The 21635-nt window shown below is 58.2% G+C and carries 23 protein-coding genes; 11 read left to right on the forward strand and 12 right to left on the reverse strand.

Going from position 1 to position 21635, the window contains the following annotated elements; all coding sequences use genetic code 11:
* Positions 1–223: 223 nt before the first annotated feature.
* Together FKB36_RS03665 and FKB36_RS03670 are read right to left on the reverse strand one after the other, a co-directional pair.
* Positions 224–1918, reverse strand: a complete 1695-nt coding sequence (locus FKB36_RS03665) for an RNA-binding domain-containing protein (protein WP_261596685.1) — start codon at positions 1916–1918, stop codon at positions 224–226.
* Positions 1919–2044: 126 nt separating this feature from the next.
* The gene (locus FKB36_RS03670) at positions 2045–2437 is read right to left on the reverse strand and encodes a hypothetical protein (protein ID WP_261596686.1); all 393 of its coding nucleotides are present in this window, start codon (positions 2435–2437) and stop codon (positions 2045–2047) included.
* A gap of 42 nt (positions 2438–2479) precedes the next feature.
* Here FKB36_RS03670 and FKB36_RS03675 point away from each other — a divergent pair, with 42 nt between their 5' ends.
* Positions 2480–2800: a nucleotidyltransferase family protein gene (locus FKB36_RS03675; protein ID WP_261596687.1), complete on the forward strand. Its 321-nt coding sequence runs from the start codon at positions 2480–2482 to the stop codon at positions 2798–2800.
* On the forward strand, positions 2790–3149 hold the full coding sequence (locus FKB36_RS03680) for a HepT-like ribonuclease domain-containing protein (RefSeq protein WP_261596688.1): 360 nt from the start codon (positions 2790–2792) through the stop codon (positions 3147–3149). Before FKB36_RS03675 ends, FKB36_RS03680 begins: the two co-directional genes overlap by 11 nt.
* A gap of 126 nt (positions 3150–3275) precedes the next feature.
* Here the strand turns inward: FKB36_RS03680 and FKB36_RS03685 are convergent, their stop codons facing one another.
* The 3 genes from FKB36_RS03685 to FKB36_RS03695 all read right to left on the reverse strand — a co-directional run bounded on the left by FKB36_RS03685 (position 3276) and on the right by FKB36_RS03695 (position 5262).
* Complete coding sequence (locus tag FKB36_RS03685) at positions 3276–4199, reverse strand: hypothetical protein (RefSeq protein ID WP_261596689.1); 924 nt, start codon at positions 4197–4199, stop codon at positions 3276–3278.
* 351 nt (positions 4200–4550) lie between these two features.
* On the reverse strand, positions 4551–4838 hold the full coding sequence (locus FKB36_RS03690) for a hypothetical protein (RefSeq protein ID WP_261596690.1): 288 nt from the start codon (positions 4836–4838) through the stop codon (positions 4551–4553).
* Between the two features lie 4 nt (positions 4839–4842).
* Complete coding sequence (locus tag FKB36_RS03695; RefSeq protein WP_261596691.1) at positions 4843–5262, reverse strand: MarR family winged helix-turn-helix transcriptional regulator; 420 nt, start codon at positions 5260–5262, stop codon at positions 4843–4845.
* Positions 5263–5381: 119 nt separating this feature from the next.
* Between FKB36_RS03695 and FKB36_RS03700 the strand changes: the two genes are divergently transcribed.
* The 6 genes from FKB36_RS03700 to FKB36_RS03720 all read left to right on the forward strand — a co-directional run bounded on the left by FKB36_RS03700 (position 5382) and on the right by FKB36_RS03720 (position 8167).
* Positions 5382–5939 carry a hypothetical protein gene (locus FKB36_RS03700; RefSeq protein ID WP_261596692.1) on the forward strand — a complete coding sequence of 186 codons (558 nt, stop codon included), beginning with the start codon at positions 5382–5384 and terminating at the stop codon, positions 5937–5939.
* Complete coding sequence (locus FKB36_RS03705) at positions 5936–6310, forward strand: HIT family protein (protein ID WP_261596693.1); 375 nt, start codon at positions 5936–5938, stop codon at positions 6308–6310. Before FKB36_RS03700 ends, FKB36_RS03705 begins: the two co-directional genes overlap by 4 nt.
* Before the next feature lie 77 nt (positions 6311–6387).
* Positions 6388–6645: a UPF0175 family protein gene (locus FKB36_RS03710; RefSeq protein WP_261596694.1), complete on the forward strand. Its 258-nt coding sequence runs from the start codon at positions 6388–6390 to the stop codon at positions 6643–6645.
* A 390-nt stretch (positions 6646–7035) separates the two neighbouring features.
* A complete protein-coding gene (locus FKB36_RS13385; protein ID WP_292559313.1) occupies positions 7036–7176 on the forward strand; it encodes a DUF3368 domain-containing protein in 141 nt (46 codons plus the stop codon).
* 74 nt (positions 7177–7250) lie between these two features.
* Positions 7251–7532, forward strand: a complete 282-nt coding sequence (locus FKB36_RS03715) for a hypothetical protein (protein WP_261596695.1) — start codon at positions 7251–7253, stop codon at positions 7530–7532.
* 107 nt (positions 7533–7639) lie between these two features.
* Positions 7640–8167 carry a flavodoxin domain-containing protein gene (locus FKB36_RS03720; RefSeq protein ID WP_261596696.1) on the forward strand — a complete coding sequence of 176 codons (528 nt, stop codon included), beginning with the start codon at positions 7640–7642 and terminating at the stop codon, positions 8165–8167.
* Between the two features lie 261 nt (positions 8168–8428).
* Here FKB36_RS03720 and FKB36_RS03725 read toward each other — a convergent pair whose 3' ends face one another.
* The 4 genes from FKB36_RS03725 to FKB36_RS03740 all read right to left on the reverse strand — a co-directional run bounded on the left by FKB36_RS03725 (position 8429) and on the right by FKB36_RS03740 (position 13939).
* Positions 8429–8815 (reverse strand): hypothetical protein, encoded by a 387-nt coding sequence (locus tag FKB36_RS03725; protein WP_261596697.1) that lies wholly within the window; start codon positions 8813–8815, stop codon positions 8429–8431.
* A gap of 49 nt (positions 8816–8864) precedes the next feature.
* Positions 8865–11006, reverse strand: a complete 2142-nt coding sequence (locus FKB36_RS03730) for a BMP family ABC transporter substrate-binding protein (protein ID WP_261596698.1) — start codon at positions 11004–11006, stop codon at positions 8865–8867.
* A gap of 141 nt (positions 11007–11147) precedes the next feature.
* Entirely contained in the window at positions 11148–11423 is a 276-nt protein-coding gene (locus tag FKB36_RS03735; RefSeq protein ID WP_261596699.1) for a hypothetical protein, read from the reverse strand.
* Positions 11424–11524: 101 nt separating this feature from the next.
* On the reverse strand, positions 11525–13939 hold the full coding sequence (locus FKB36_RS03740) for a PAS domain-containing protein (RefSeq protein WP_261596700.1): 2415 nt from the start codon (positions 13937–13939) through the stop codon (positions 11525–11527).
* 327 nt (positions 13940–14266) lie between these two features.
* Here FKB36_RS03740 and FKB36_RS03745 point away from each other — a divergent pair, with 327 nt between their 5' ends.
* On the forward strand, positions 14267–14596 hold the full coding sequence (locus tag FKB36_RS03745; protein ID WP_261596701.1) for a tetratricopeptide repeat protein: 330 nt from the start codon (positions 14267–14269) through the stop codon (positions 14594–14596).
* A 296-nt stretch (positions 14597–14892) separates the two neighbouring features.
* On the opposite strand, the gene FKB36_RS03750 is transcribed toward FKB36_RS03745, so the two are convergent.
* Positions 14893–17484 carry a hypothetical protein gene (locus tag FKB36_RS03750; RefSeq protein WP_261596702.1) on the reverse strand — a complete coding sequence of 864 codons (2592 nt, stop codon included), beginning with the start codon at positions 17482–17484 and terminating at the stop codon, positions 14893–14895.
* A 614-nt stretch (positions 17485–18098) separates the two neighbouring features.
* Between FKB36_RS03750 and FKB36_RS03755 the strand changes: the two genes are divergently transcribed.
* On the forward strand, positions 18099–19301 hold the full coding sequence (locus FKB36_RS03755; RefSeq protein WP_261596703.1) for a hypothetical protein: 1203 nt from the start codon (positions 18099–18101) through the stop codon (positions 19299–19301).
* A 444-nt stretch (positions 19302–19745) separates the two neighbouring features.
* Positions 19746–20438, forward strand: coding sequence for a hypothetical protein (locus FKB36_RS03760; RefSeq protein WP_261596704.1), 693 nt, complete (start codon positions 19746–19748; stop codon positions 20436–20438).
* Between the two features lie 273 nt (positions 20439–20711).
* On the opposite strand, the gene FKB36_RS03765 is transcribed toward FKB36_RS03760, so the two are convergent.
* Positions 20712–20984 carry a hypothetical protein gene (locus tag FKB36_RS03765; RefSeq protein WP_261596705.1) on the reverse strand — a complete coding sequence of 91 codons (273 nt, stop codon included), beginning with the start codon at positions 20982–20984 and terminating at the stop codon, positions 20712–20714.
* A complete protein-coding gene (locus tag FKB36_RS03770) occupies positions 20981–21523 on the reverse strand; it encodes an MFS transporter (protein WP_261596706.1) in 543 nt (180 codons plus the stop codon). Before FKB36_RS03770 ends, FKB36_RS03765 begins: the two co-directional genes overlap by 4 nt.
* Between the last annotated feature and the right edge of the window lie 112 nt (positions 21524–21635).

Consider the following 21635-nt stretch of genomic DNA (forward strand, 5'->3'; position numbering starts at 1 on the left):
CGGTGACGGGGAAGACGGCAGAACGGTCGAGGAGAAGCGCCTCAGTCGTCGAGGGTGGTCCGGCCCTCTGGTATCGTGGCATCCCTATCTCCAACCATTCCCCAATCTTCGCCAATCTTTCCCCAATCCAGGTTTGAAAATCTCAATGAATTAAGGCCTATTTTTTGATTCAAAGTACAGCATTTGAGATCATTCCGCCAATCTCCGCTAATACTTCCATCAATCAGGCATCATTCGACGTACGAGAGGCCAGTACCCACTTCGCACCCCTTGTCCTCCCGACAGTCGTGATCGTCCCCTCTATCCGCATCTCCTGGAGCAGATCCTTGATGAAATGGCGTCTTTGATCCTCGTTCAGAGCGTCGGAAACCTTGTCCAGCAACAGACCTTCGATCTCCGGCCACCGTGCTTCATGATACGTTTGCAGGTACGCCATTACCATATCCTTGAAGTATGCCTTGTCAAATGACCGCTTCCGGATATAGTCTGCCCGCGTATCCGTCTCGGCGGCGACACTCGCCGACACATACAGATTCGGAGATCGCCCCTCGATGAGTTTCTTCTCGCGCAGAGCGTCTCGCTCCTCTCTGGTTACCGGCCGGCCCTTCTGTACCTTATCGAGAGCGATTACATCCATCAAAGTAAGATCCTTGCGCTCGATCAGCATCCGGGTATACCGCTCGTCGATCAGCCGGCCGGGGATCGTGACCCGCACCACACTTTCCTCGTCGAGATCATAGTCCGGCATCGGGAAGTTGCGGTCCCGCTGTATTCTAAACATCCGCTTGATCCCGCTGCCGATGGTATCGATCATGTTCAACTCGACCATGGCGCCGGCAAGGAAAGGATTTCGATACTGATCGGACGGCATATCCCGTTCAATCACGCTCATGACTGTTCCGGGAATGAACTCGCCGCGATTGGTAAACATCAGGGAGCCCGGCCTCTCGGTCACCGTAATGCGGGCAGCCTGCCGATAGTCCTGGTGGGCAATACAGTTGTGCAACGCTTCACGGATCACCCAGGGGTCATACTGCGTCACCTCAAGGGGGAACAGCGTCTCTCCTGAAATATAACGGACGGTGAGGTTTCGGACCTTGCTAAAAACCCTGTCGACGGCGAGGATCAGCGGTAGGCCGAAGTGGGCATAGTCGACCTCGATCTCATCCTTGTCCCTGAGAACCCAGGTGATATGTGCAATTGCAGGTGAGAGAAGGGACGCTGCCTCATTCTTTCCAAGGAGGATGACCGCAGTATTCGTAATCCGACCCTGACTACATACTTTCGCCTTCGTAAGGAAAGTAAGGTCATCCCACTCGTCGACTTCTTCTGCACGATCCCGGTGTTTCTCCTGGTATTTCTCTTTGTATTTTTCCCGCGCAAAGGCGATCGCCTCAGGATCGAGATCCGCAAGAGTGGCTTCCTCACAAACCTTCGCCGACCAGTCGTCCAGAGGGGCCTGCCGGCGTATCTCTTCGATCTCGTGGAGGGCAAGAGGCCCGAGAGACTCATGGATCCGGCCATATGCAACACCCTTCCACGTGGCGGGAATGCCGCGGGAAGCTGGGGGGATCTCAAACATCACCACCCGCTTCCCATCGACCGTGAGTTCATGGACATCGGCAAACGTCATCTGGTGATTCGTATGCTGGGCGATCTGCTCTTTGAGCCGGTCGAGGCCGGGAGAAGTGAGGCGATAATTTGAGCCGACAATCTTCCGGGGCGATCTATCAGTGATGCCGAAGAGCAGCCACCCTGCCGGTTTCCCATACAGGTTGGCCTCATTGCTCAGTGCCGAGAAGTATCTCCCCAGGTCATCGAAATCAAAGTTGGTCTTTGCCTCCTTGAACTCGATCCACTCGGTTTCGGCCGGAAGATCCATCATCTCCCGCAGTTGAGCACTGAGATCCACAGACATCACCTCTCCTCCCGGTCACCCTGTTTACATAAAAGATGAGTCAGTTCCTCTTTAAGCCTCTTCCCCGTCTTCTGCACGGCCGCCGGCACGGTCTGACATTTGATCCAGATACAAGGGATAGCCTCCTCACTTGAGCAGGACATGAATAGACCTGGGGAACCGGGACTTATGATGCGTGATATATGCGTGATGCTGCGTGATTCCGATCATCTTTTTTAACCTCGCGAGGAGGATGCGATGTTCCGGCAGGAGCGGCTTGTCCGCAGGGTCCGGCGTTCCAGTGGAATGCGACGGGTCAAGGGGCTGAAATGATAATGCACCGCGAGCCCCGGCCACCTCCTCCTCATCCCCTTCCGCCACATCCCCGACTTCTTCGATGCGACCGACGCGGAAGAGATCGCCCTCCTCGCCCTCGTCCGCGACGCGAAAACCCTCCTCATCGGCCAGACGGTGATGCACCTCCACGTCATCCCCCGGTATGCCGGCGACGTCGAAGACCCCCGGGGCAATCTTCATCATCTCCTCGCCCCCAGGTACGATCGGGAGGAGAACAGAACCCGCATGACAGACCCGATGCACCAGGGGGAGAAGAGCGTCTTCGTCGCCCGGCTCGAAGGAGTGCTCCCGCTGCTCCGTGAACGGTTCGGCGTAGAGAAGATCGGCATCTTCGGATCGACCGCCCGGGGCGAAGACCGGCCGGAGAGCGATGTCGATGTGCTGGTCGAGTTCGCACCGGGGCAGGCGACGTTCCGGAACTTCATGGAACTCGCGTTCTACCTCGAGGACCTCTTTTGCCGCCGTGTGGACCTCGTCACCGAACAGGGGCTCAGCCGGCACCTTCGGCCGTATGTCGAACAGGAGGTCGTCTGGTGTGAAGCGTGACACCCTCTACCTCCGGCATATCCACGACGAGATCGCATTTCTCCGCGAGATCGGTAAAGGACTGACATATAACGGACTGCTTGCGGATCCGATACGGCAGCGTGCTGTCGTCCGCTCAATCGAGATCATCGGAGAGGCGACCAAGAACATCTCTGGGCCCCTGAAAGAACAACACCCGGAGATCCCCTGGCGGTTGATTGCCGGTTCCCGGGACAAGCTCATCCATGCTTACTTCGAGGTCGACTGGAGGATCGTCTGGAACATCATCCAGAGCGAGGTCCCTATTCTGGAACAGGGAGTGCAGGCCATTCTCACGGAACTCGATATCCCGGAAGAGGAAACGGAATAACCGTTCTATCGTCCGGGAACTGACCGCCGTGGCTCCGGGCCTCCGCGGTCGTCGGGTAAAACCTGGAACACCCCCTCACAAGCGCGAGGCGGGTCGAGGGGAGAGGAAGTCATCCCCTCTTGCCGCTCATATCGTCTTCTCCAGCACCCACCCGACCAGCCCCGCGTCCACGACCATCGCGGCGAGCCGCCGGGGAGGGACCAGCACCACCCCCGAGTCCGCGGGCATTTCGTATGCCGCCAGGGCGTCGTCGGGGGAGTGGACGACGTAGAAGAGTCTCCTGAACTCGCCCCGGTTGAACCGGTCCGCATACGCACGAAACTCGGCAAGGGTCGACCGTGACTTCACCTGAACCTGGTAGGACTCGTTGTTGATCCGGTCCTCGAACTCAATGTCCGCAAACTTCATCGTCTTGCCGACGACGCTCCGCCGCCGCCAGCCCGCCCCGGAAAAGACCAGATCGACGAGCACCTCGAAGTCCTTCCAGTGCAGGTGCCGGACCAGGGCCTCGGTCCGGCAGACCAGATCTTCCCGTGCATCGACGACCGCGGCATACTCGGGCGTATGTTCGTCGTTGATCAGGCGCCTGAGGGTGTCTGACGGCCCGACCGTGCAGGACGTTGCCCGGAAGGCCTGCAACTGGGCGACGGCGCCGGGCAGGGTGTTTGCGAGCAGCACTTTTCCCTGCAGGCTCCTATCGTGCCAGCCGCCGTCGGTCAGCCGGTATTTGGATATCCCATCCTCGAGGATCGGGCCGTCCTCGAGCCGGCACCACCAGAGCTTCGAGTCGGAGAAGGTGATCCAGACGTCGCGGTGGTTCGAGCCGTGGATCGTCCGAAGGGAGTTGAAGTCGTGGGTGGCAGATCCGGGATTCTTCACCTTATGCCGGATCGCCCTCTCGATAACGTCCCATCTCTCCTGGTGGAGATCAACGAGCGCGACGTTGGTCCAGCCGATCCGCATCTTTCCTTCCTCGATGCTCGACTGCTCCCACTTCCCCTTCTCGCCCAGCTTGATGTAGTACGCATGATCGAACTCGATGCTCCCCATGGCTCGCTCACCGGAATACGAGACGCTACTGGACCCCGGTGCTTAAAAAGGTAATGCTACGTTTCCCTATTGCGCCATCGTTGATCAGGAGCGTCTTGTTCCATCCCGGGACAGGCAGCGGTTATTCGCGAGCGGCCCGGGAACAACCTTTTTTCCCGGTCACCTCTAACAGGTTATCATCTGACAATCCGGCACCGGAGAACGGACGGCGACTGCGTATGGAAGAGTACACGGTCGAGGAGGTCATCGGCTACCGGATAGAGATCATCCGGGCAAGCGAGGTCGAGGAAGGCCGGGGCCTCGAGGGGCGGCTCCTCAATCCTGGAAACCTCGACTTTGTCACCACCCTGGTCATCGATTCTCCCGCTCCTGCCGGTCGTAGTCCTCCACCTGATCCATCATCCAGCGGGCGATGGCACGGAAGGTCGCGGGCGACATCCGTGCGTCAAAGACGATCCGGCGCTGTATGGACTCGACAACCATCTCGCCGTCCTCGCCGGCACCGATCTCGGGCAGATCGTAGTAGAACGCCACCTGGCCGAGCGTGGGGGTCAGGGTCCCGTAGACCCCGTCCACGGGGGCCACGCCGCACGCCGGCTCCCGTGATACCTCGATCGCCGGCCGCCTCTTGAGGGACATGCACCTATTCCTCCCCCGGCGCCGAAGCCGTGATCCTGCCCGCGGAGAACGGACTCTCCTGGCAGTGCGTCCGTGCGGGCCCGGTGTCCTCCCGCGACGGCAGGAGCCCCCGGTACAGGGCCGTGATCAGGGCCTTCCCGAGTGTGGTCGGGACGTAGAACGATGCTTCAGCGTTACCGATATCGTCGAGGCTGCGGGCCTGCCTGGCGACGAGCCCCGCGTTTGTGAGCGCTTTCAAGGCCCTCGATATCTCCGGGGGCTCCGCCTCGAAGAGTTCGCGGACCTGGTTGAACCGGAGTCCCTCGTCCCTCTCGAGGAGCGCAATGAAGATCGCCCATGCCTTCCGGTTCCCCAGGGGGGCCGTGGCGTTGATGATCACCGAAGGGACATTGGATATCTGCCGCTCAAGGATCGTCTCGTTCATGGTTCACACCCGGACCGCATATAGTTCCACATTTGTTACCGCAATATATAATCCTACGTATTCAAGTAACAAATTTGATACTATTATCCGTTATCCGTGAGAACCACGATACTCCTCTGATGGATCTCCTCGCCGGACTCAACAGGGACCTCGATTATGCAGAGAGGCTCAAAGACGGGCTCACCGTCGGCCTGTTCGGTTCGTTCAAGAGATCACACCTCGAAGCGTTGAGACACCACCTCCGCGAGCGCGAAGGGTTCAACGCCCGGATCTCATACGACCTTACGGCATCTCACCCAAAAGAGCCCGGCGAGGACGAGCGCGCCTATGACTTCCGGCTGGCAGAAGCCCTTATCGAAGAGAGCCGGGTATACATCGTCCATTTCTTCCGGGAAGAGGAGGGCGAATACGGCATCAACGATTCAGCCACCCTGGAGATCGGGATCCTCTACGGCCTCTCCGCCGCCTCTCCGCAGGTGAGCCGCTACACCCTCATCCTCTGCGAAGAAGGCTACGATGCCAGGAACATCGGCGGCATGCGACGCGGCATACGGCCCTACACCGAGAGGGAGTGGCGATGGCACGATTTTGAGGACCATGACGAGGCAGTCCTCTCCGCGACCCAATTCTGCTACGACTGCCTGCTGGACTCCTCACGCTCACCCAGAGTGATATGAGGAGGCGTGATAGTCCCCGGCATATCCGCGGGCAGGATCGTCGTTCTTCGCGAGATCGGCAGGGAGGGCTGGCACGTGAGTTGCTGCTCGCAAGTCATTGTGGAAACGTCGCTCGCTCAATCGAGACCACCCGATACGCTCGCCGGGCAACGGCCGCCAGTCCCTTCGACACGGAAGAGATCGCCCTCCTCGCCCTCGTCCGGGAGGCGAAGACCCTCCTCGACGAACAATTCCATCCCAACGGCTACAACGTCGGCCCCGTCGCCGGCCAGACCGTGATGCACCTCCACGTCATCCCCCGGTATGCCGGGGACGTGGACGACCCCCGGGGCGGGGTGCGGGGGGCAGTCCCGGAGAGGAGGGTGTATTAGAGAAGACCTCCCCGGCCCTCGCTCACCATCAGATTTATCGGTCCTCCCTTCCATCCCTTATTCATCAGGTGAAGCCTATGGCCGATGTCACCATCACCGTCCCCCAGGATATCGTACAGGCGCTCCGGCTCCCCCCCGATACCGTTGCCGCCGAACTGCAGCGGGAACTCGCCGTGGCACTCTACCAGCGGGGCATCCTCTCCTCCGGGAAGGCAGCGGCGCTGGCGAAGATGAGCCGGTGGGAGTGGGAGGAACTGCTCGGGTCACGGAAGATCCCCCGGCACTATGCCGACGAGGACCTCGACCGGGACATCGCCTATGCCGCTCGCAGTTAGCAACTCCTCACCCCTGATCCACCTTTCACTGATCGGCCGCATCGGCCTGCTCAGGCGCTTTTCAACCGTGTGGATCCCTCCTGCAGTCTGGCAGGAAGTCGTAGAACAGGGCGGCGATCGTCCGGGCACAACCGAGATCCGGGCTGCCCGTGAGTCAGGATGGCTGCGCGTGGTCGAGCCCTCGAACAGCGCCCTGGTCCGCCTGCTCAAACAGGAACTCCACACCACGGGAACTGTAAACAGTTCCCTGTCAGGCAAATTTCCAATTTGCCGTGAGGAGAAGCGGAGAGCATTGTCCTTGCCATCGAGACCCGGCCCGACGTACTCCTCCTTGACGAGGCCGAGGCCCGCCGCATAGCGGGGCTTTACGATCTCCCGGTCACCGGCACCATCGGCCTCTTGATCCAGGCAAAGCGTGAAGGGCTGGTCTTATCGCTTGCAGAGGAGATGGACCGGCTGCGGGAGCAGGGGCATTTCTGGATCCACGACGATCTCTACAGACGTGTTCTTGAAGAGGAGAAGGAAAGATAAGCCAGAGACTGGATGTCCCATCCAGGCGCGGACCGGGACTCAAACAGGCCAGGACTTAAAGTGGGGGATGAATAATGCATCGATCTCCTGTCGTCGTCCAGCAGACCGAGAGCAACTACCCGGCATACTCCCCGGACCTCGCCGTCGATACGTGGTCACCGGAGCGATCCGTGATCTTGGGCCATCTACGTAGCGGTCAACCGGGGGTAATCTTCACCGGCACCGGGGAGCGGGCTACCAGATCGAGATCATCCGGGCAAACGGCGTCGAGGAAGACCGGGATCTCGAGGGCCGGCCACGTTTCGGGCGACCTCTACGGCCGCGAGATCGCCTGGTGCGGGCGGCATGGGCGGTGAGCGGATCCCTCCTCTTCCTCCAGTCACGGCCGCGTGCGGCATCCGCCGTATGGATCCGCTACTCTTATCAACCGGGCGGGATCACCCCCCTGCGAGGCCGGCGGACCATGAGAGTGATCGTTCTCTATGCGAGCATGTACGGATCGACCAGGGGCATTGCGGAGTTCATAGCCGAAAGACTCAGGCAGCACGGCCTGGAGGCGGAGGCACGAAGCGTCGACGCGGCACCGGAGATACGAGACTACGACGCCGTCGTGATCGGGAGCGCCGTCTACATAGGGCACTGGATGCGGGAGGCGACGGAGTTCGTGCGGAAGAACAGCGGCGTTCTCGACGGCCGGCCGGTCTGGCTCTTCTCAAGCGGGCCGTTAAAGCCCGGGCCGGAGACTCTCCCGCCGGACGCCCCGGGGATCGAGCCCGACGAGATCGGCGAACTCCGCCGGCTCGTCCATCCCCGGAATACCCGGGTCTTCTCCGGCGCGCTTGACCCGGCAAAACTCGGGTTCTCGCACCGGCTCATCCGCAGGCTGCCGGCCGGGCGCGATCTCCTTCCCGAGGGCGACTTCCGGAACTGGGACGATATCGAGGCATGGGCGGCCGAGATCGCCCGGGAGATTGCCGTTCCCGCGGCCTAAATCGCAGCGAGGACGTTTGCCGGCGTCCCGCGTTCGTGATCAGAGAGTTTGACAGCATTCAATCAAAGGGCCGCGGGCCGGTAGGAGCAGATGCCACGGCTGCTTTCCGGCCAATGGGGCCCGGACGAGGAGAACAACGGCGTAGTGCGGGAGATTGCCGGAGGCAGAAGAACACGGGAGGCTTCCTCCGGCCGACCGACCGGCATGGTATCGTGGAAGACCCCCGGAGAAGAGGATCTACCGGAGCCGGCCCGCCACCCCTCAGTCCCGCTCTATCCGCGAGAAGAGCCCCTTCACGCTCCCCGCAACGATGAAGGCCACGCCCCGTGCCCAGACCATGAAGAAGTCCACGGCGACGAACGCGAGCGTCTCCTCCGGGAACATATGCTCGCGGACGTTCCGGAGCGAGAAGTAGGCGAGCAGCAGCCACGCGGTCGCGACGAGCCCCTGGCCGAAGACCGATATCCAGAGGCCGAGGGTGGCAAAGACCAGGGCCAGGAGATAGCCAAGCAGGCTCGTCGCGAGCGCCGAGAAGAAATTCAGCACAGTGCCGCGGGTCATCACGTCGCGGAGCTGCGGCACGAGCATGACCGCGAAGAGTATCGTTATGCCGGTTATGGCGAAGTCCTGCCAGGTCGTCTCGATCACCCGTACACACGCGGTGCAGCATACAGGTATGACCTGCGAACATATCAGATCACCAGATTTCGGCCAGGTACTCCCCCTCCGCGGCGACGGCCCGGTCGTGCCACTCCGTGCCGACCCATCCATACTCGCTGAACCGCGGGGAGACGAAGAGCCCGGTCCCGCCGTTTTCAAGCGTCCAGACCTCCTGCCCGGGGGTGAACCGGCCCGCGACCTCGTCTTCCACCGCGCAATAGACGATCGCGTCGATGTTCTTCACCACCGACGCAGCCACCAGGTTCGGGGCGAGGTAGGACTGGTCGGCATCCTCCCCGATGAGGAAGACGTCGCCGGTCTCCCGGACGGCGTCGACGATCCCGGTGTTGGAGGAGCCCGCGATCATCAGGATGACGTCGGCGTTCCCGGCCCGGAGGTCGCGGGCGAGGTCACCTGCACGCCCCGGCATCCCGAACCCCTCGAAGGACTCGCCGACGTAGAGGACCGTCACGTTCACGGCCGGATCGTATGCCGCCGCCCCGGCCCTGAACCCCTCGACGAAGGGCTCGATGACCCCCACCGGGGCGCCGGCGACCGCGCCGATCCTTCCTGTCTCCGTCATGTTCGCCGCCATCACGCCCGCAAGGTAGGAGGCACCGTAGGGAACCATCACGGCGTCGCAGGCGTTCGGGAGGCCGTGGTCTTCCTGTTCGAGGGTGACGAACCGGATATCAGGGTTCGCCGCCGCCCAGCGCCGGGAGGCGTCGGTGAACTGGAACCCCTCGACGATGACGAGGTCGGGCTTCTCGGTGAAGTTCTGGGCAGCGAAGACGGCGTCGAGGAGCGCGAGGTCGGCGTAGGTGAACTCCCGCTTGGTGAAGTCGAACGTCTCCTCTGCCCGGAAGAGCCCCCGGTAGGCCGAGTCGGCAAACGACCGGTCGCCCTTTTCGAGCGGGTAGACCATCCAGACCACGGGTCTGTCGCCGCCGGTGCCAAAGAGAGCGGGGAGGCGTTCCGGGACCTCCGCGGACGCGACCGGGGTGCTCTCGGAGAACGCCCCGCCCTCGACCGTCCAGCGAGTGTAGTAGCCGGCGAGCGGCCCCGCGGCGGAGTTCTCGCCGAACCGGAGGGGGCCGGAGGCGCCGGTGACCGCCGGGTGAGCGCCCGCACGGATCATCGCCGCGGCCTCGGACGCCTCCCGGGGGTCCCAGCCCAACGTGGCGCCGTCGCCGGAGACGACCCACCGCAGAGAGGCCGCGAGCGGTTCGCCGCGTGCCGCCTCCTGCCGGGCCGCGGTGTAGACGGCGAGGAGGAGGCCGTCGTAGGCCTGTGCGGCAAACGGCGGGGGTTCCTCGCCGAAGACCTCGTCGTGGGCGATCGCGTAGCCGGTCGAAGGGTCGGGAGCAAGCGACGTGCCCGATATCCCCTCCGAGCGTTCACCCAGGCGCTCGATCAGGTCGGGCGAACGGCCGGCGTCGGCGAGGAAGACCGGGGTGGGGAAGAGGGCGTCCGCGAGCCCGGCGGCCTCCTCGGGGTAGACGGCGGCGACGACCAGATCGGGCTCCTCCCCGGCGGCCCGGGCCGCAACCGCCGTGATATCGTCCGGTGAGTCGACGAACGCCGTCCCGGTGAGCCGGATCCCGTTCCGTGCCGCCGCTGCCGGGGCGAGCCGGACGAACGTCGCCCCGTAGGTGGTGTTTGCCGCAACGAGCGAGACGTTCTCTACACCGGTATCGGAGAGAATCCCAAAGATCGCCTTCAGCTGCTCACCGTCACCGGAACAGGTCCGCCAGACGAGATCGTTCTCCCGGAATTCGGCCGTGACGAGGCCCGAGGTGGCGCTCGGCGACATGAGGAGTTTGCCCCGCCCGGTGACGAGGGGAGCGATCTCGAGGAGTTCCGCGCTCGTCGCTGGGCCGATGATGACGTCGATATCCCCGCGCCCGGCAAGCTCCTCCGCGTAGGCGGAGATGTTCCCCGTGCTCGTGTCGCGGTAGACGAGTTCGACCGGCCGGCCGCCCTCCCGGTTCAGCGCCTCCGCCGCCCAGGCGAGGCCGTCGAGGGAATGGGTGGCAAGCGAGCCGTTAGCCGGCAGGAGGACGCCGATCCGGACGGGATCGGGAGCGGCGGTGCAGCCTGCGGAAAGGATCGCCGACGCGACGATGCAGGTGAGCAGAACGAGCGGCAGGAGGGCAGGGAACCGGGGTCGTGGGGTCATGACAGATCTTCGTCCGGGCGCCGGGGTCGCGGCCGGCAGCCGATGCACTATACGTCGACAGTGGTCCGGATATGGTTTTTTATCGGAGTTCCGGCGGCCAAGCGGCCCTCATCCCGGAGTGCCCCGGTGGAAGGGTCCTGATCAGGGCATCCCATCCAGGTGCTCCATCTTCAGCCTGAGGATCCGGCCGCAGGACTCGTCGATCCGCTCCTCCGGGATCTTCCCCGACTCGACGGGTTCCTTCACGATCCCGACCGCCCTCTCCGCGATCTCCTCGTCGCAGTCGAGGTAGTTCTGCCTGGTGATCCCGGGATATCCGCCTCCTGGAAGGCGTCGCGAGGCAGACCCCGGTCTTCTCCCTCGCGCGTGCGTAGCCGTCGGCCGCGGGCGGGAGCGCCGAACCTCCCCGACGTGCAAGGGGAAGAGCGTAGAGCATTCTCGACGCCTTCTGGAGCGGCGCACCCCCCACGTCAAAGGCCCTGCTCCACCCCTTCCAACCCCGCAGGCTGACGACCGGCTCAACACCGGGCAGAGGAAGACGGAATATCCTCCTCTCCGGATGAGAGCGGACGCAAGACCAGATACAGGGCAGGTTTCCGGTCATATCGAACCATTCTACCCCAGGCCTCTACATCACGTATGCCGTTGCCGGAAGACCGCAGACACAAACGGCAGGACAGATCACTGCTCTCATAGGAGACCAGGCACCGTAACAACCCGGGAGGAAGATCTGCTCCACTCTCCATATACTCGCGAAACGACCTCCCGGCAAGTTCGGCCGCGTCGCGGCACCCGACAAGGGTTGCAGCGAGTTTGTTTGCATCAAGGATGCACCCGTCCCGGTCGAGGATAACGATGGGATACGGCATCTGCTCTACGAGCAGCCGGAAGAACTCTCTGCCTTCGCGGTTGCACTCCCTTGCAAATCGCCGTAACAGGGCAACTGAAGCCTGGTTAACAAATGCCTCGACGGTCTCCCTGTTCGTAACATCGCCCGGTCGAAACAACTCAATCAGGATATTACCAAAAATCTCGCCCTTACAGGCAAACCCCATGCAAAAACCCCGGCCAGGTCTTAACCTCTCTTGAGCCTGTACGCAACGCTCCTGTGGGATCCTGTGGAAACAGAGATCGTACGGCGATAAAACTTCAATGAGTGCACCTTTATGGAAGTCCGTCTCGGACAGGGGCAACTCACTGATAGGAAACGATACCCCGAGCGGATTGACGATCCCGAGAGCCTCCCAGAGCGCATTGGTCTGCTCTTCTTCTCCCACAACAGCACGGAGCGTAAACTCCCTCTGCTCTGGATCGAACGAGTTGATGCCGATGACACTCTCCGGGACGAGATCGTAGAGGCGATCCGCAATGTAACGGTAGAGATCTACCGAGTCCTCCATCTCGATGAAGTTCATCGCGGTCCGGGAGAGGAACTGCAGGTTTTGGACCTGCACTTTTTCGCGCGCCAGGCTCTTCTTGAGGGTGTCGTTGGCAACCCTCCTATCAATCGCAATCGCAGCCTGCCGGATGAGCGCCTCGATGAGATCCTTATTCGGCAGCAAGGAGCCACGTTTCTGGCTTATCCCGACATTGCCGATGAGTCTTCCCTTGGAGACAAGCCCCATCAGATAGATGTCAAGTTCTCCTGCTGTTTCCACAATCTGTTTATGCAGAAGCCGGGAGCGTGGAGGCACCTTTACAAGACTCCTGCACTGGATAAGTTCCGTCATGTCGGCCTTATTAATAAGAAAAAGCATCCCCGCGGGGCGCGTTCCCGGGGATTGCTCCGTTATCTCCAGTGCAGTAGAATCCCCGACAATACTTTTGAGAACGAGGTTTTGCGTAGGTCCATCGATGATGTCGATCCATACCAGAGGTAGCGGGGCGAGCGAGTAGACCTGCCGCACAACGTAATCGTAGATGTCATCATCTTCGCCCATGTCCATAAAGGCCATACCGGTCTGCGAGAGGAACTCCATCCCTCTGATATAGTCGTTGATCTTCGCTGCAGCCTCGCGCTTCTCGGTGATATCCCTGCCCATGCCCTGACATTCGGAGAGGTGGTCGGAGGTATCAAAGAACGCGCGCATTGTCCACGTATTCCAGCGGATCCGCCCTGAAGGATGATGTATCCGGCATTCGAACGTGGAGACCGGATGATCGCGGCTCAGCGACCGAAATGCCTGATCCCTCGCATGGGCATCTTCATTGCATATACGGGGAATAAAGGGCTTCCCGATGAGATGCTCCACGCGCTCCTCAGAATACCGGGCATACGCAGCATTCACAAACGTGGCGGTGCCGTCCGGCATGCACCGGACGATAAACTCGGTCTGATCCTCGATGATACCCCGGTACCGGGCCTCACTCACCCGGAGCCTCTCCTGAGAGGCAACCTGATCGGTGATATCCTCAATGATCAGCGTGATACCCCGGGCTCCATCCTCAAATACCGTCGGCATCCGTTTCACGCGGAAATGACGCTCTGTTTCCTGCAGAACGCAGCGCATCTCAATGATCCGGTCTGGTGCGTCGCGTAACTCCGGCGGTGATAGATTGTTCTTCAGTGCAACGAGAATGGGGTTTTGTGAGATATGTATACTCGTGCCGACGACCGATTCCCGATCTTCGTTGAGCGCTACGAGCATCGGTTCGTTGACCTTCAGGATCCTGTTCTCATCATCGAGAACAACGACCATGTCGGAAGAGAAGTCAAGCATGGCAGATATGGGGACGCGATGGGAGAGGAAGTATACCTTTGCAGCTCCAATCTCCTGCATGTCGACCTGCCCGGAGATGAGGAGCATATCGAGATATTTCGATACAAGATTCCTGTTCATATGCAGTTTAGAAGAGACATCCGAGATGGTCATCCCCCGCGGGTTCCATTTCAGGTATTGTTTGATTCGATCCATCCTCTCCTGATCGAGCACGCTCATACAAGGGAATTAGGTGCTGGCATAGTAAATTTTTTTATTTGCAGGCCCCTAAACGAGTATCGGAGATTCTGCCGGGTGCCCTTCTTTCCGGCGCGTATTCAACACACAGCCATACCCGTAACTGCGACGGCATCTAAGGGTGTGCAGGATCACGGCAAAATGCATATCAAAATGTGCATGGCACACTATGGTGCATATTTTCATTGCAGACTTATATGGCGAAATTAGTGTGCAAATTCATAATAAAGGGTGGATTCCATCTTATTTTGGCACAGGACAACTGATGATGTGCCGTGTGACCACAGGAAAGGTAAAGCGGAGATGCAGACATTTAACTTCAACACGGAACACCTGATCCGACAGGCACAGGAAAAGTCGATGCGAGGAGATCACGCCGCTGCAGTGGAATGCCTGAGGAAGGCAATTGACATGGAACCGCAGCACCCGGGGGCGTTTGCCCTGATGGGGGATTGCTGCGACTACCTCGGTCAGCATGAGCAGGCAATCGCAAGTTACGATCAGGCAATCAGGATCGATCCCTATCATGCAGATGCATGGTTCAACAAGGGAATGAGTTTGAGATCGGTTGGGAGGGACGCAGAAGCAACGCAGTGTATTGCGAAATCAATCGAACTGTATTGCGGCCGTTGAGGCAGCATTAAGTTACCACACACCACAACTTTCGACGCTGCCGCACAACAAAGGACCGGTAAGCAGTCATGAGAAAAATACATTTTTATGGTCCTAAGACCGGACAAGGCAGTGGATGAACATTTCAGCGATCGCCGACCTCTAATACCGTGGTTCTTCTCCCGCCTATCTGCTCGAATCAATGCGCCCTCATACCATCCGGGATGCCGGGCGAAGCGAACATCTTCCTCAAGCAGATCCCCCTCCCGGGGGATGATTCCTGCATTCCTATGAAAATGGGGTTGACCTGACCCGCATCACGATGCATCAGGGACACGTTCCGTATAGGCATGGAGGAACCGCTGGCCGGAGTAAACCTCATCTGTCGCGGATTTCCCCGATTTTCCTGCCTGAACAACGACTCCTGCATCATTCCAGGGTCCTCGCTCCGTGAGAACAACCGCCCCCTCTGTCTTCCCGTACACAGTAAGAGCTGCCTCCTTGATAGTCAGTGACTTCCCCGTGATGCCGGCCCGGAAACCGTAAGCCTCAATTTTACCGGCCATCATGGATATCTCCCCACACGGCACGGACACCCCGTAATTCTCACTTTCAATCGTTACAACGCCCCCTAATTCGAGATCTCCCTTCTCAACAACAATACCACAGCCCCCCGAATCCCTCATCCGTGAATTGGTAATCCTGATAATCCCGCAAGGGATCTTTGCTGATCCTGACGGGATGAGCACCCCGTAATCATCCGCTGTAATCTCCACTCTCCCGTTGGTAATAATCAGATTGCCTTTCTCGGATACAATTCCGCCAAACCTGCCGGTAACAATGACGGTCGCTCCATGGATGCCGATATCCTTTGTCGTATAAATCCCCACATTACCATTTGCATTCATATTTACCACGGTACCAAGGATCAGGTTGCCCTCTTTCACCGAAAGACCGATCTCCACACCAGTAACTTTCAGACGACCACGTTCAATTTTCAGCGATTTACCCACAGAAAATCCGACATTACCGGAAGCCGAGAGATTAATACTTTCAATTACCGCAGATCCTGCCACAACCAGTCCGTTTTTACGGCCGGATACGGTGATGGATCCAAAGGTCGAGGTCATCTTTTTCCCGGAAATCCGCATGCCGTCTTCAGCCTCCCCGGAGACAGATATATCCCCGCCGGACATGGTATAGGAGCCGTTCACCACAATTCCGTTGATCCTGCCAATCCCCATAATCCGGCCACCGGAAATTTCTGCATTACCTGCAATCTGCATTGCCGTATCTCCTGTAAGCATCAGACCTCCCCCGAGATAGTTCAGGTCACCTCCAACAGATATTCCGGTCTCCCCGGATGCAGTGATATTTCCGTTTTGTATCTGCAGGTTTCCTCCAACCGCGATGGCAGTTTTTCCGGAGATTTCGTAGTCCCCGGAAAGATCCATATTCCGGGAAACAAAACACCCATAATCCTCTCCTGACAGAGTACCATTCGACCGGAGAATATTGCACGAACCGTTTACCTGCACACAGGATGTTGCATTCAGATCAAATGTCGAAACGTCAACGGTGAGACTGCCCTCCTCCAGACGAATACCTGTATCGCCGCAGGAGGCGTCAAAAACAGCAGAAGATACAGATATAGAACCGTGGTGAATCAGAATTCCGCATCCCTCAGGGCTCTCGATCTGCAGGCCCCCTACGGAGAGATTCATATCTCCCGCAAGGTCAATTCCTGCACGATTTCCATAGATTGTCAGGGAACACATGCCGGTTGTGGTTAAGCCCCCGAATACCGATCTGATTGCTGTCGTTTCAGAACTGATGTCGAGTACGCTGCCGTCTGTGACGGAGATGTTCCCTGACGCATAGATCCCGTAATCGTTTGTCCGGATGATGAGGATGGTTTGTGCAATTTGCAGGGAGCCGGACTCGACAAAAATCCCTCCGTCGTCTCCCTTTATGGACAACGCTGCAATACCCGTAAGTTTCAGGTTTCCGTTGCGAATGCGAATTCCCGGCCCATGAGGGCTGAAGATCTGGTTGTCAATCTGTTCCACCCGGATGGTGAGGTCTCCGGATGCTTCAATTGACGAGCCATGATAGTTGGAAAGGACAAGGGTGCGTGTTTCTGCAACCCAGTTCCATCCTTTGCCATAACAGTCGCCTTCGCCGGAGTAGGATCTCCCGCCGATGACAAACTCCTCGTTGGCCTCCGGAGCTCCTGACCTGTATTGATTGCTGTTTGCGGCATCAAGATTGGTATGCGGCTCACCGTCATGTTGTTTTGCGCAAAAGAGTTCGTAATCCAGTCCCTGCTTTAGTGTTGGGCCTGCAATAGCCAGAAGACCGGTACAGTACGTGATTACGCTGTCGAAATCCCCACACCGCCGCATGGTATCGAGGACCGGGACCCATTTGTTTGAAGGGATGTCGGCGAGTGTTTTGTTGCCTGCAAATATCAGGGACAGGGCTTTTCTACGGCAGGAGACGGCTATCTCACGGTGGCGCATGGTATCAGCGGACCATGCGGCCCGGAGATAATAGTCTATGGCTTTTTCCGGATTGTTCTCCTCCAGCTGGATACGTGCAGCACGTATATACCGTGAAGCTAACGGGGGGATATCCGGATTCTGGAGATCGCAGTAATCAGGAGACTGCAGGAAGTCTTTGGTGATTGCTGTTTTCTCCCCGATGTCTTTTGCAATGTATCCGCAATGTGGACATACTTCAAGTTGGTTTTTAAGAATGTCCGTTGTCAGTTCCTTTGGACGACCCTCAAGCTCCACTATTCCCGATGTCCCTGCCGTAACGGGATGCGTAGAGGGTGCACTGTTTATCTGTTTCGATGATTTATGGCAGACAAAACAGATTTTGGGGACGGTCTCAATCTGCGGCATGGCAACTTAAACGTTGGTGATAACTCAGTATACGCCACGCAACTATATCCAGTTAACACCTGGCTACGATCATCAAGATCCTGGTTACAATGCTCATACCGAAACTGCAACTCTTGGAGGAAGAGGGGAGTTTCCGGGCATTAACTCCAGGATATTGCAGTAATCGCTGCATTTCAAAGGACCAGAATATTTCTGGTACCATTAAATATAAACATTCCCATATGGTATCGGTTAATGTAAAGAGTACCGCCGGCCAACCCGCTTCCCTCCTCTTCATCGTTCTCTCCCATGCAGGACCTGCCCGGCACCGTACCGGCAGGTGATCCGGCATATCCCGGAAGAAGACCGTCGGCGTTCCAGCGCTCCTGCCGGCTATATCCCGTCCGAACGGATACCCCCGGAGCATCCGCGGCTTTGACGGCATATATGCCGCAGCCGGACAACCAGAAGGCGCGGGACGACTTCGGGCAATTCTTTGTGATGCTCGATCCATTTCTTCGACACAGGGGGACGTGTCTGACAACCGCGATCTGCCCACGCCCGGTCATGATGACGGAGAATACTCATAGTTTAAAAAGGTAGCGTCACAACACAATACAACGGATAGGAAAAATATGAAAATTTTAGAAGAGACGGGCATCTCCCTGGAAGTGACTCATCTCCTGGCCATTGGCCTGATAATGCTCGCCCTCAGTACCGTGCTCTTTTCGGTGGCTGCAGGGGCACTGCCCTACTATGAGGATGGCGTGTACGGTCTCCTTCTGATTATGTTCGGCCTGCAGCTGCAAACGATAGGAAAAACCCCGATCGGATCATTGAAGAGATCGTGGCCGGGACTCATTTCAGGGGTCATCATCACCGCAATTGGTTTTGCCACCTGTTTTATTCCGGGAGTTCTTGGCGACACCCCAAAGGTTCTGGTGATGATCATCCTCGGAGCCGGCAGTAGTTTGCTGCTGTTGCAACTGGTTTCTGCAGATGAGGTGCATCGGTTCCGGAACACACTCGATGACGGAGTAGTTACCCACCTTACCGTCAGCGGTGCAGCAGTCTCCATCCTGGAGATTCTGATTGCAGTCTTGATTGCAGCACAGATTTACCGGCCGTTCCTCATTTCGACCGATATTATGGCGGTGGTCGCTCTGCTCTTCGGCATTGCCCTGTACTACCTCGCCTCTATGCTACAGAAGGTGCATCGACTTCACGCCGGGTCCGAAATCTCCACAAACACTCCGGGCGCATCCCTTTATACCATCATGGGAATGCAGTTCGGTCTCTATATGCTGGTTCTCGGCTGCCTGCTGGTTCCGGTGAACCTCGGACTATTGCCGTATGCTACAAGCGCCATGCATGGCGCCCTGATAGTGCTGCTTGGTGTTCAGGCTCTGGTCAGCGGCACTATGATGACGTTCGCGTTCAAACGTAACTGGATCTTCTTCTTTGTGGGGATGGTGTTCGTTGCGGTCGGGGCATTTGCTATCATTGTTCCTGACACGATTGTTGAGTTTCTGATTCTCTTTATAGGAGGTTTCGTCATCCTCGGAGGATTTCATCTTCTTTACATCCTCATTTGGCCAAAACCAAAGTCCGCGGAGCCCACCCCGAAACCGAAAGGAAAAGATCTCCTGCTGATGATTGTGCTGCTTGCTCTGGCACTGCTTACGGTCGCCTTGATGATCACCTTCGGCCTATCGATGCTTATCAAAAACCTGATTCAAGGTCTCATACTTGCCGTTGTTCTCGTATGCTTCGGACTGTCACAGTTCGCTCTGTTTTATGTCCAGTCACTCGCGGAGAAGAAACACCTTATCGGGTGACAGTAAGGCAGACGGCGGTGAACTCGTCTACCCCTTGAAAATATCCACCAGCGCTTTTTTTCCCGACTCGATAGCCGGCACACGGCCGGTTCTCCGACAGCATCCATCTCGTCGACACTCACTGGCGGCTGCAGTGCAGCCCCCTTCGCCGCGGCCTTCCCGCCGGGTAGTCCACAAAGACAATGGTTTCAATTTAGCCGGCGATACGTACGAAACCCGCAACGGCATGCCGGTTCCCCACCCGACATTGCACAACAGATATAAGTTAGAATTTATTCATAAGAGAAATAATTAAATATAATATTACAATCCCCGAGATCCGGGGAGGCAACCGTATGGAAACCTATTAATAATACTTATTTTTAGTATTAGGTAATATTAAATAGAATTACCGCACAAGATCAGGATCATACGTTGAACGCTCAAATACGGAGTCTGAAAAACATGCGTGCAATCAGCAAAGAAGGCGGTTTAACCCTTCAGAGGCCTTACACCAAAACCGCCGTAGATGGAGGTCGAACCGAGAGTAATACCCTCTCGATCGTCCTGGTGTTTTTCGATGTCCGTGATAAATCCATACCGGTCGCAATCAGAAGATCCATGGAGGAGTTGATTTCATCTCTTCAGAACGAACTTTCAAAGCCTCTTAATCTCTCGATAATGTATCGTGACAATCCCCCCATAGCCCAAATCGAGCATAGAAAGGACGAGTTCCGCCGGATTATGCACGGGATCGACGGCTCCATCAAAATAGGCATTACGGAAGTCGGCCTCTGGGATCCGGTTCCGCCTTCACGATACCTGTACGCCATTGACTGCGATAACCACGCCTCTCTTCTGTCACTCCACCGTTTCAGGCAAGAAAGCGCAGGGACAGAACAGTTACTGCAACGTCTGGAAAAGGGAATTGTCAAAGCCTTCGGGATGGCTTGCGGCCTATACCACTGCAATGATCAGGGGTGTTTCCTGACGTATCATCTGGGGGAATTGGACCTTGATACGAATATGTATGTCTGCAAGAGATGTAGAGCAGACTTTGTCCATGCGTTGCAATCTCTAGGTGCGGCATCGTGCGAAACGGCGCATAGAGAGCCCCGTCGAGTAGGGGGGGTCATCCCGATACCCGCCCAATCATGATGCCGCATGCCGGGAGAACCGGTCCGGGGAATGAGCGCGCATACCGCTCGTATCATTGAACAATCTTCTTAACCACCTCTATCCGGTTGGAGAAGCGTTCAACCGCTGTGCGCTTCTTGTAGACCTCCGGATAAAACCGGATTGACCTTCCCCGCCCGGGGTGTTTCCGGGCTCTCCGGTTGACCGGGATGCTACTTCTAATTCCCTGATTTCAGTGTACGGACCAATCTCTCGGGCACCGTAGGTCGCATCCGCCGAGATGATGCAGGTCGTTTACCGTTCCTGGAGTCTCGAATGCTTCGCTGGTTGGGATGTAGAACCAGGGATCCGTCGAGATCCCCCGTGCCCGTCGAGGTCTCGCCCGGTAACTACTTCATCTCGATCAAGGAGGTCCAGGGAAAGGCGCCCTTTGACCAGCTCAAGGTACATCGGGACGAGGGAGGTCATCCCCGACAGCACGAGCCGGTTGAGCATCGCGGCGGTGAAGAGCCCCGCGGCGAGGACAGCCAGCAATGCTCCCGTAAAATCGAACTCCCCCTGCGTCATACACCAACCGGCATCCCGGGGATAACGAGATACGCGATGGCGACAGCACAGATCCCCACCGGCACGTTGAGGTAAAAGATCCACTCCCACGAGAGGAGGTGGAGGATGACACCGCCGAGGCCGAACCCCGCGGCAAGGCCGCGGGCGTTTGCCGCGGAGAAGTAGCCGAGCGCCCTCCCCCTGACCTGCTCCGGGAGCGAGACCAAGAGAAGCGCAGGACCCGTTGCCGTGATCATCGCGCCCCCGATCCCCTGCAGGGCACGGAACAGGATGAGCCAGAGAAAACCCGGCGACGCACCGCAGAAGAACGAGCTCGCGGTGAAGAGGGCAAACCCCGCAACGAAGATGTTTTTCTCCCCATCACGTCCCCGAGGCGCCCGAACGGGATCAAGAGCCCGGTGACGGCAAGCAGGTAGATCATCAGGACCCAGGAAGCCTCGCTGGCCCCCACATCGAAATGCCGGGAGACCGTGGTGAGGGAGAGGATGACGATGCTCGAGTCCGGGCCCCCATAAAGGAGCCGAGCACGATGGCAGCAATGATGAGGCCTCGTGCGGTCGTTTCGCGTAACCTGCCTACAACCGATCTGTACCGTTCCTTCGGGATCACTCTTCCGGATCCAGTTTCAATCGGTCAGGGAAGAGCGCGGGG

The sequence above is a fragment of the Methanoculleus formosensis genome, from assembly GCF_025384765.1.
Lineage (GTDB): Archaea > Halobacteriota > Methanomicrobia > Methanomicrobiales > Methanoculleaceae > Methanoculleus > Methanoculleus formosensis.

Excerpts from the sequence above, each read along its gene's own strand:
- FKB36_RS03745 (WP_261596701.1), top strand. The coding sequence starts at position 14,267 with ATGCAGACATTTAACTTCAACACGGAACACCTGATCCGACAGGCACAG.
- FKB36_RS03720 (WP_261596696.1), top strand. The coding sequence starts at position 7,640 with ATGAGAGTGATCGTTCTCTATGCGAGCATGTACGGATCGACCAGGGGC.
- FKB36_RS03760 (WP_261596704.1), top strand. The coding sequence starts at position 19,746 with ATGCGTGCAATCAGCAAAGAAGGCGGTTTAACCCTTCAGAGGCCTTAC.
- FKB36_RS03730 (WP_261596698.1), bottom strand. The coding sequence starts at position 11,006 with ATGACCCCACGACCCCGGTTCCCTGCCCTCCTGCCGCTCGTTCTGCTC.
- FKB36_RS03715 (WP_261596695.1), top strand. The coding sequence starts at position 7,251 with ATGCATCGATCTCCTGTCGTCGTCCAGCAGACCGAGAGCAACTACCCG.
- FKB36_RS03705 (WP_261596693.1), top strand. The coding sequence starts at position 5,936 with ATGAGGAGGCGTGATAGTCCCCGGCATATCCGCGGGCAGGATCGTCGT.
- FKB36_RS03675 (WP_261596687.1), top strand. The coding sequence starts at position 2,480 with ATGACAGACCCGATGCACCAGGGGGAGAAGAGCGTCTTCGTCGCCCGG.
- FKB36_RS03765 (WP_261596705.1), bottom strand. The coding sequence starts at position 20,984 with ATGACGCAGGGGGAGTTCGATTTTACGGGAGCATTGCTGGCTGTCCTC.
- FKB36_RS03755 (WP_261596703.1), top strand. The coding sequence starts at position 18,099 with ATGAAAATTTTAGAAGAGACGGGCATCTCCCTGGAAGTGACTCATCTC.
- FKB36_RS03665 (WP_261596685.1), bottom strand. The coding sequence starts at position 1,918 with ATGTCTGTGGATCTCAGTGCTCAACTGCGGGAGATGATGGATCTTCCG.
- FKB36_RS03750 (WP_261596702.1), bottom strand. The coding sequence starts at position 17,484 with ATGCCGCAGATTGAGACCGTCCCCAAAATCTGTTTTGTCTGCCATAAA.
- FKB36_RS03670 (WP_261596686.1), bottom strand. The coding sequence starts at position 2,437 with ATGATGAAGATTGCCCCGGGGGTCTTCGACGTCGCCGGCATACCGGGG.
- FKB36_RS03710 (WP_261596694.1), top strand. The coding sequence starts at position 6,388 with ATGGCCGATGTCACCATCACCGTCCCCCAGGATATCGTACAGGCGCTC.
- FKB36_RS03700 (WP_261596692.1), top strand. The coding sequence starts at position 5,382 with ATGGATCTCCTCGCCGGACTCAACAGGGACCTCGATTATGCAGAGAGG.
- FKB36_RS03690 (WP_261596690.1), bottom strand. The coding sequence starts at position 4,838 with ATGTCCCTCAAGAGGCGGCCGGCGATCGAGGTATCACGGGAGCCGGCG.
- FKB36_RS03695 (WP_261596691.1), bottom strand. The coding sequence starts at position 5,262 with ATGAACGAGACGATCCTTGAGCGGCAGATATCCAATGTCCCTTCGGTG.
- FKB36_RS03685 (WP_261596689.1), bottom strand. The coding sequence starts at position 4,199 with ATGGGGAGCATCGAGTTCGATCATGCGTACTACATCAAGCTGGGCGAG.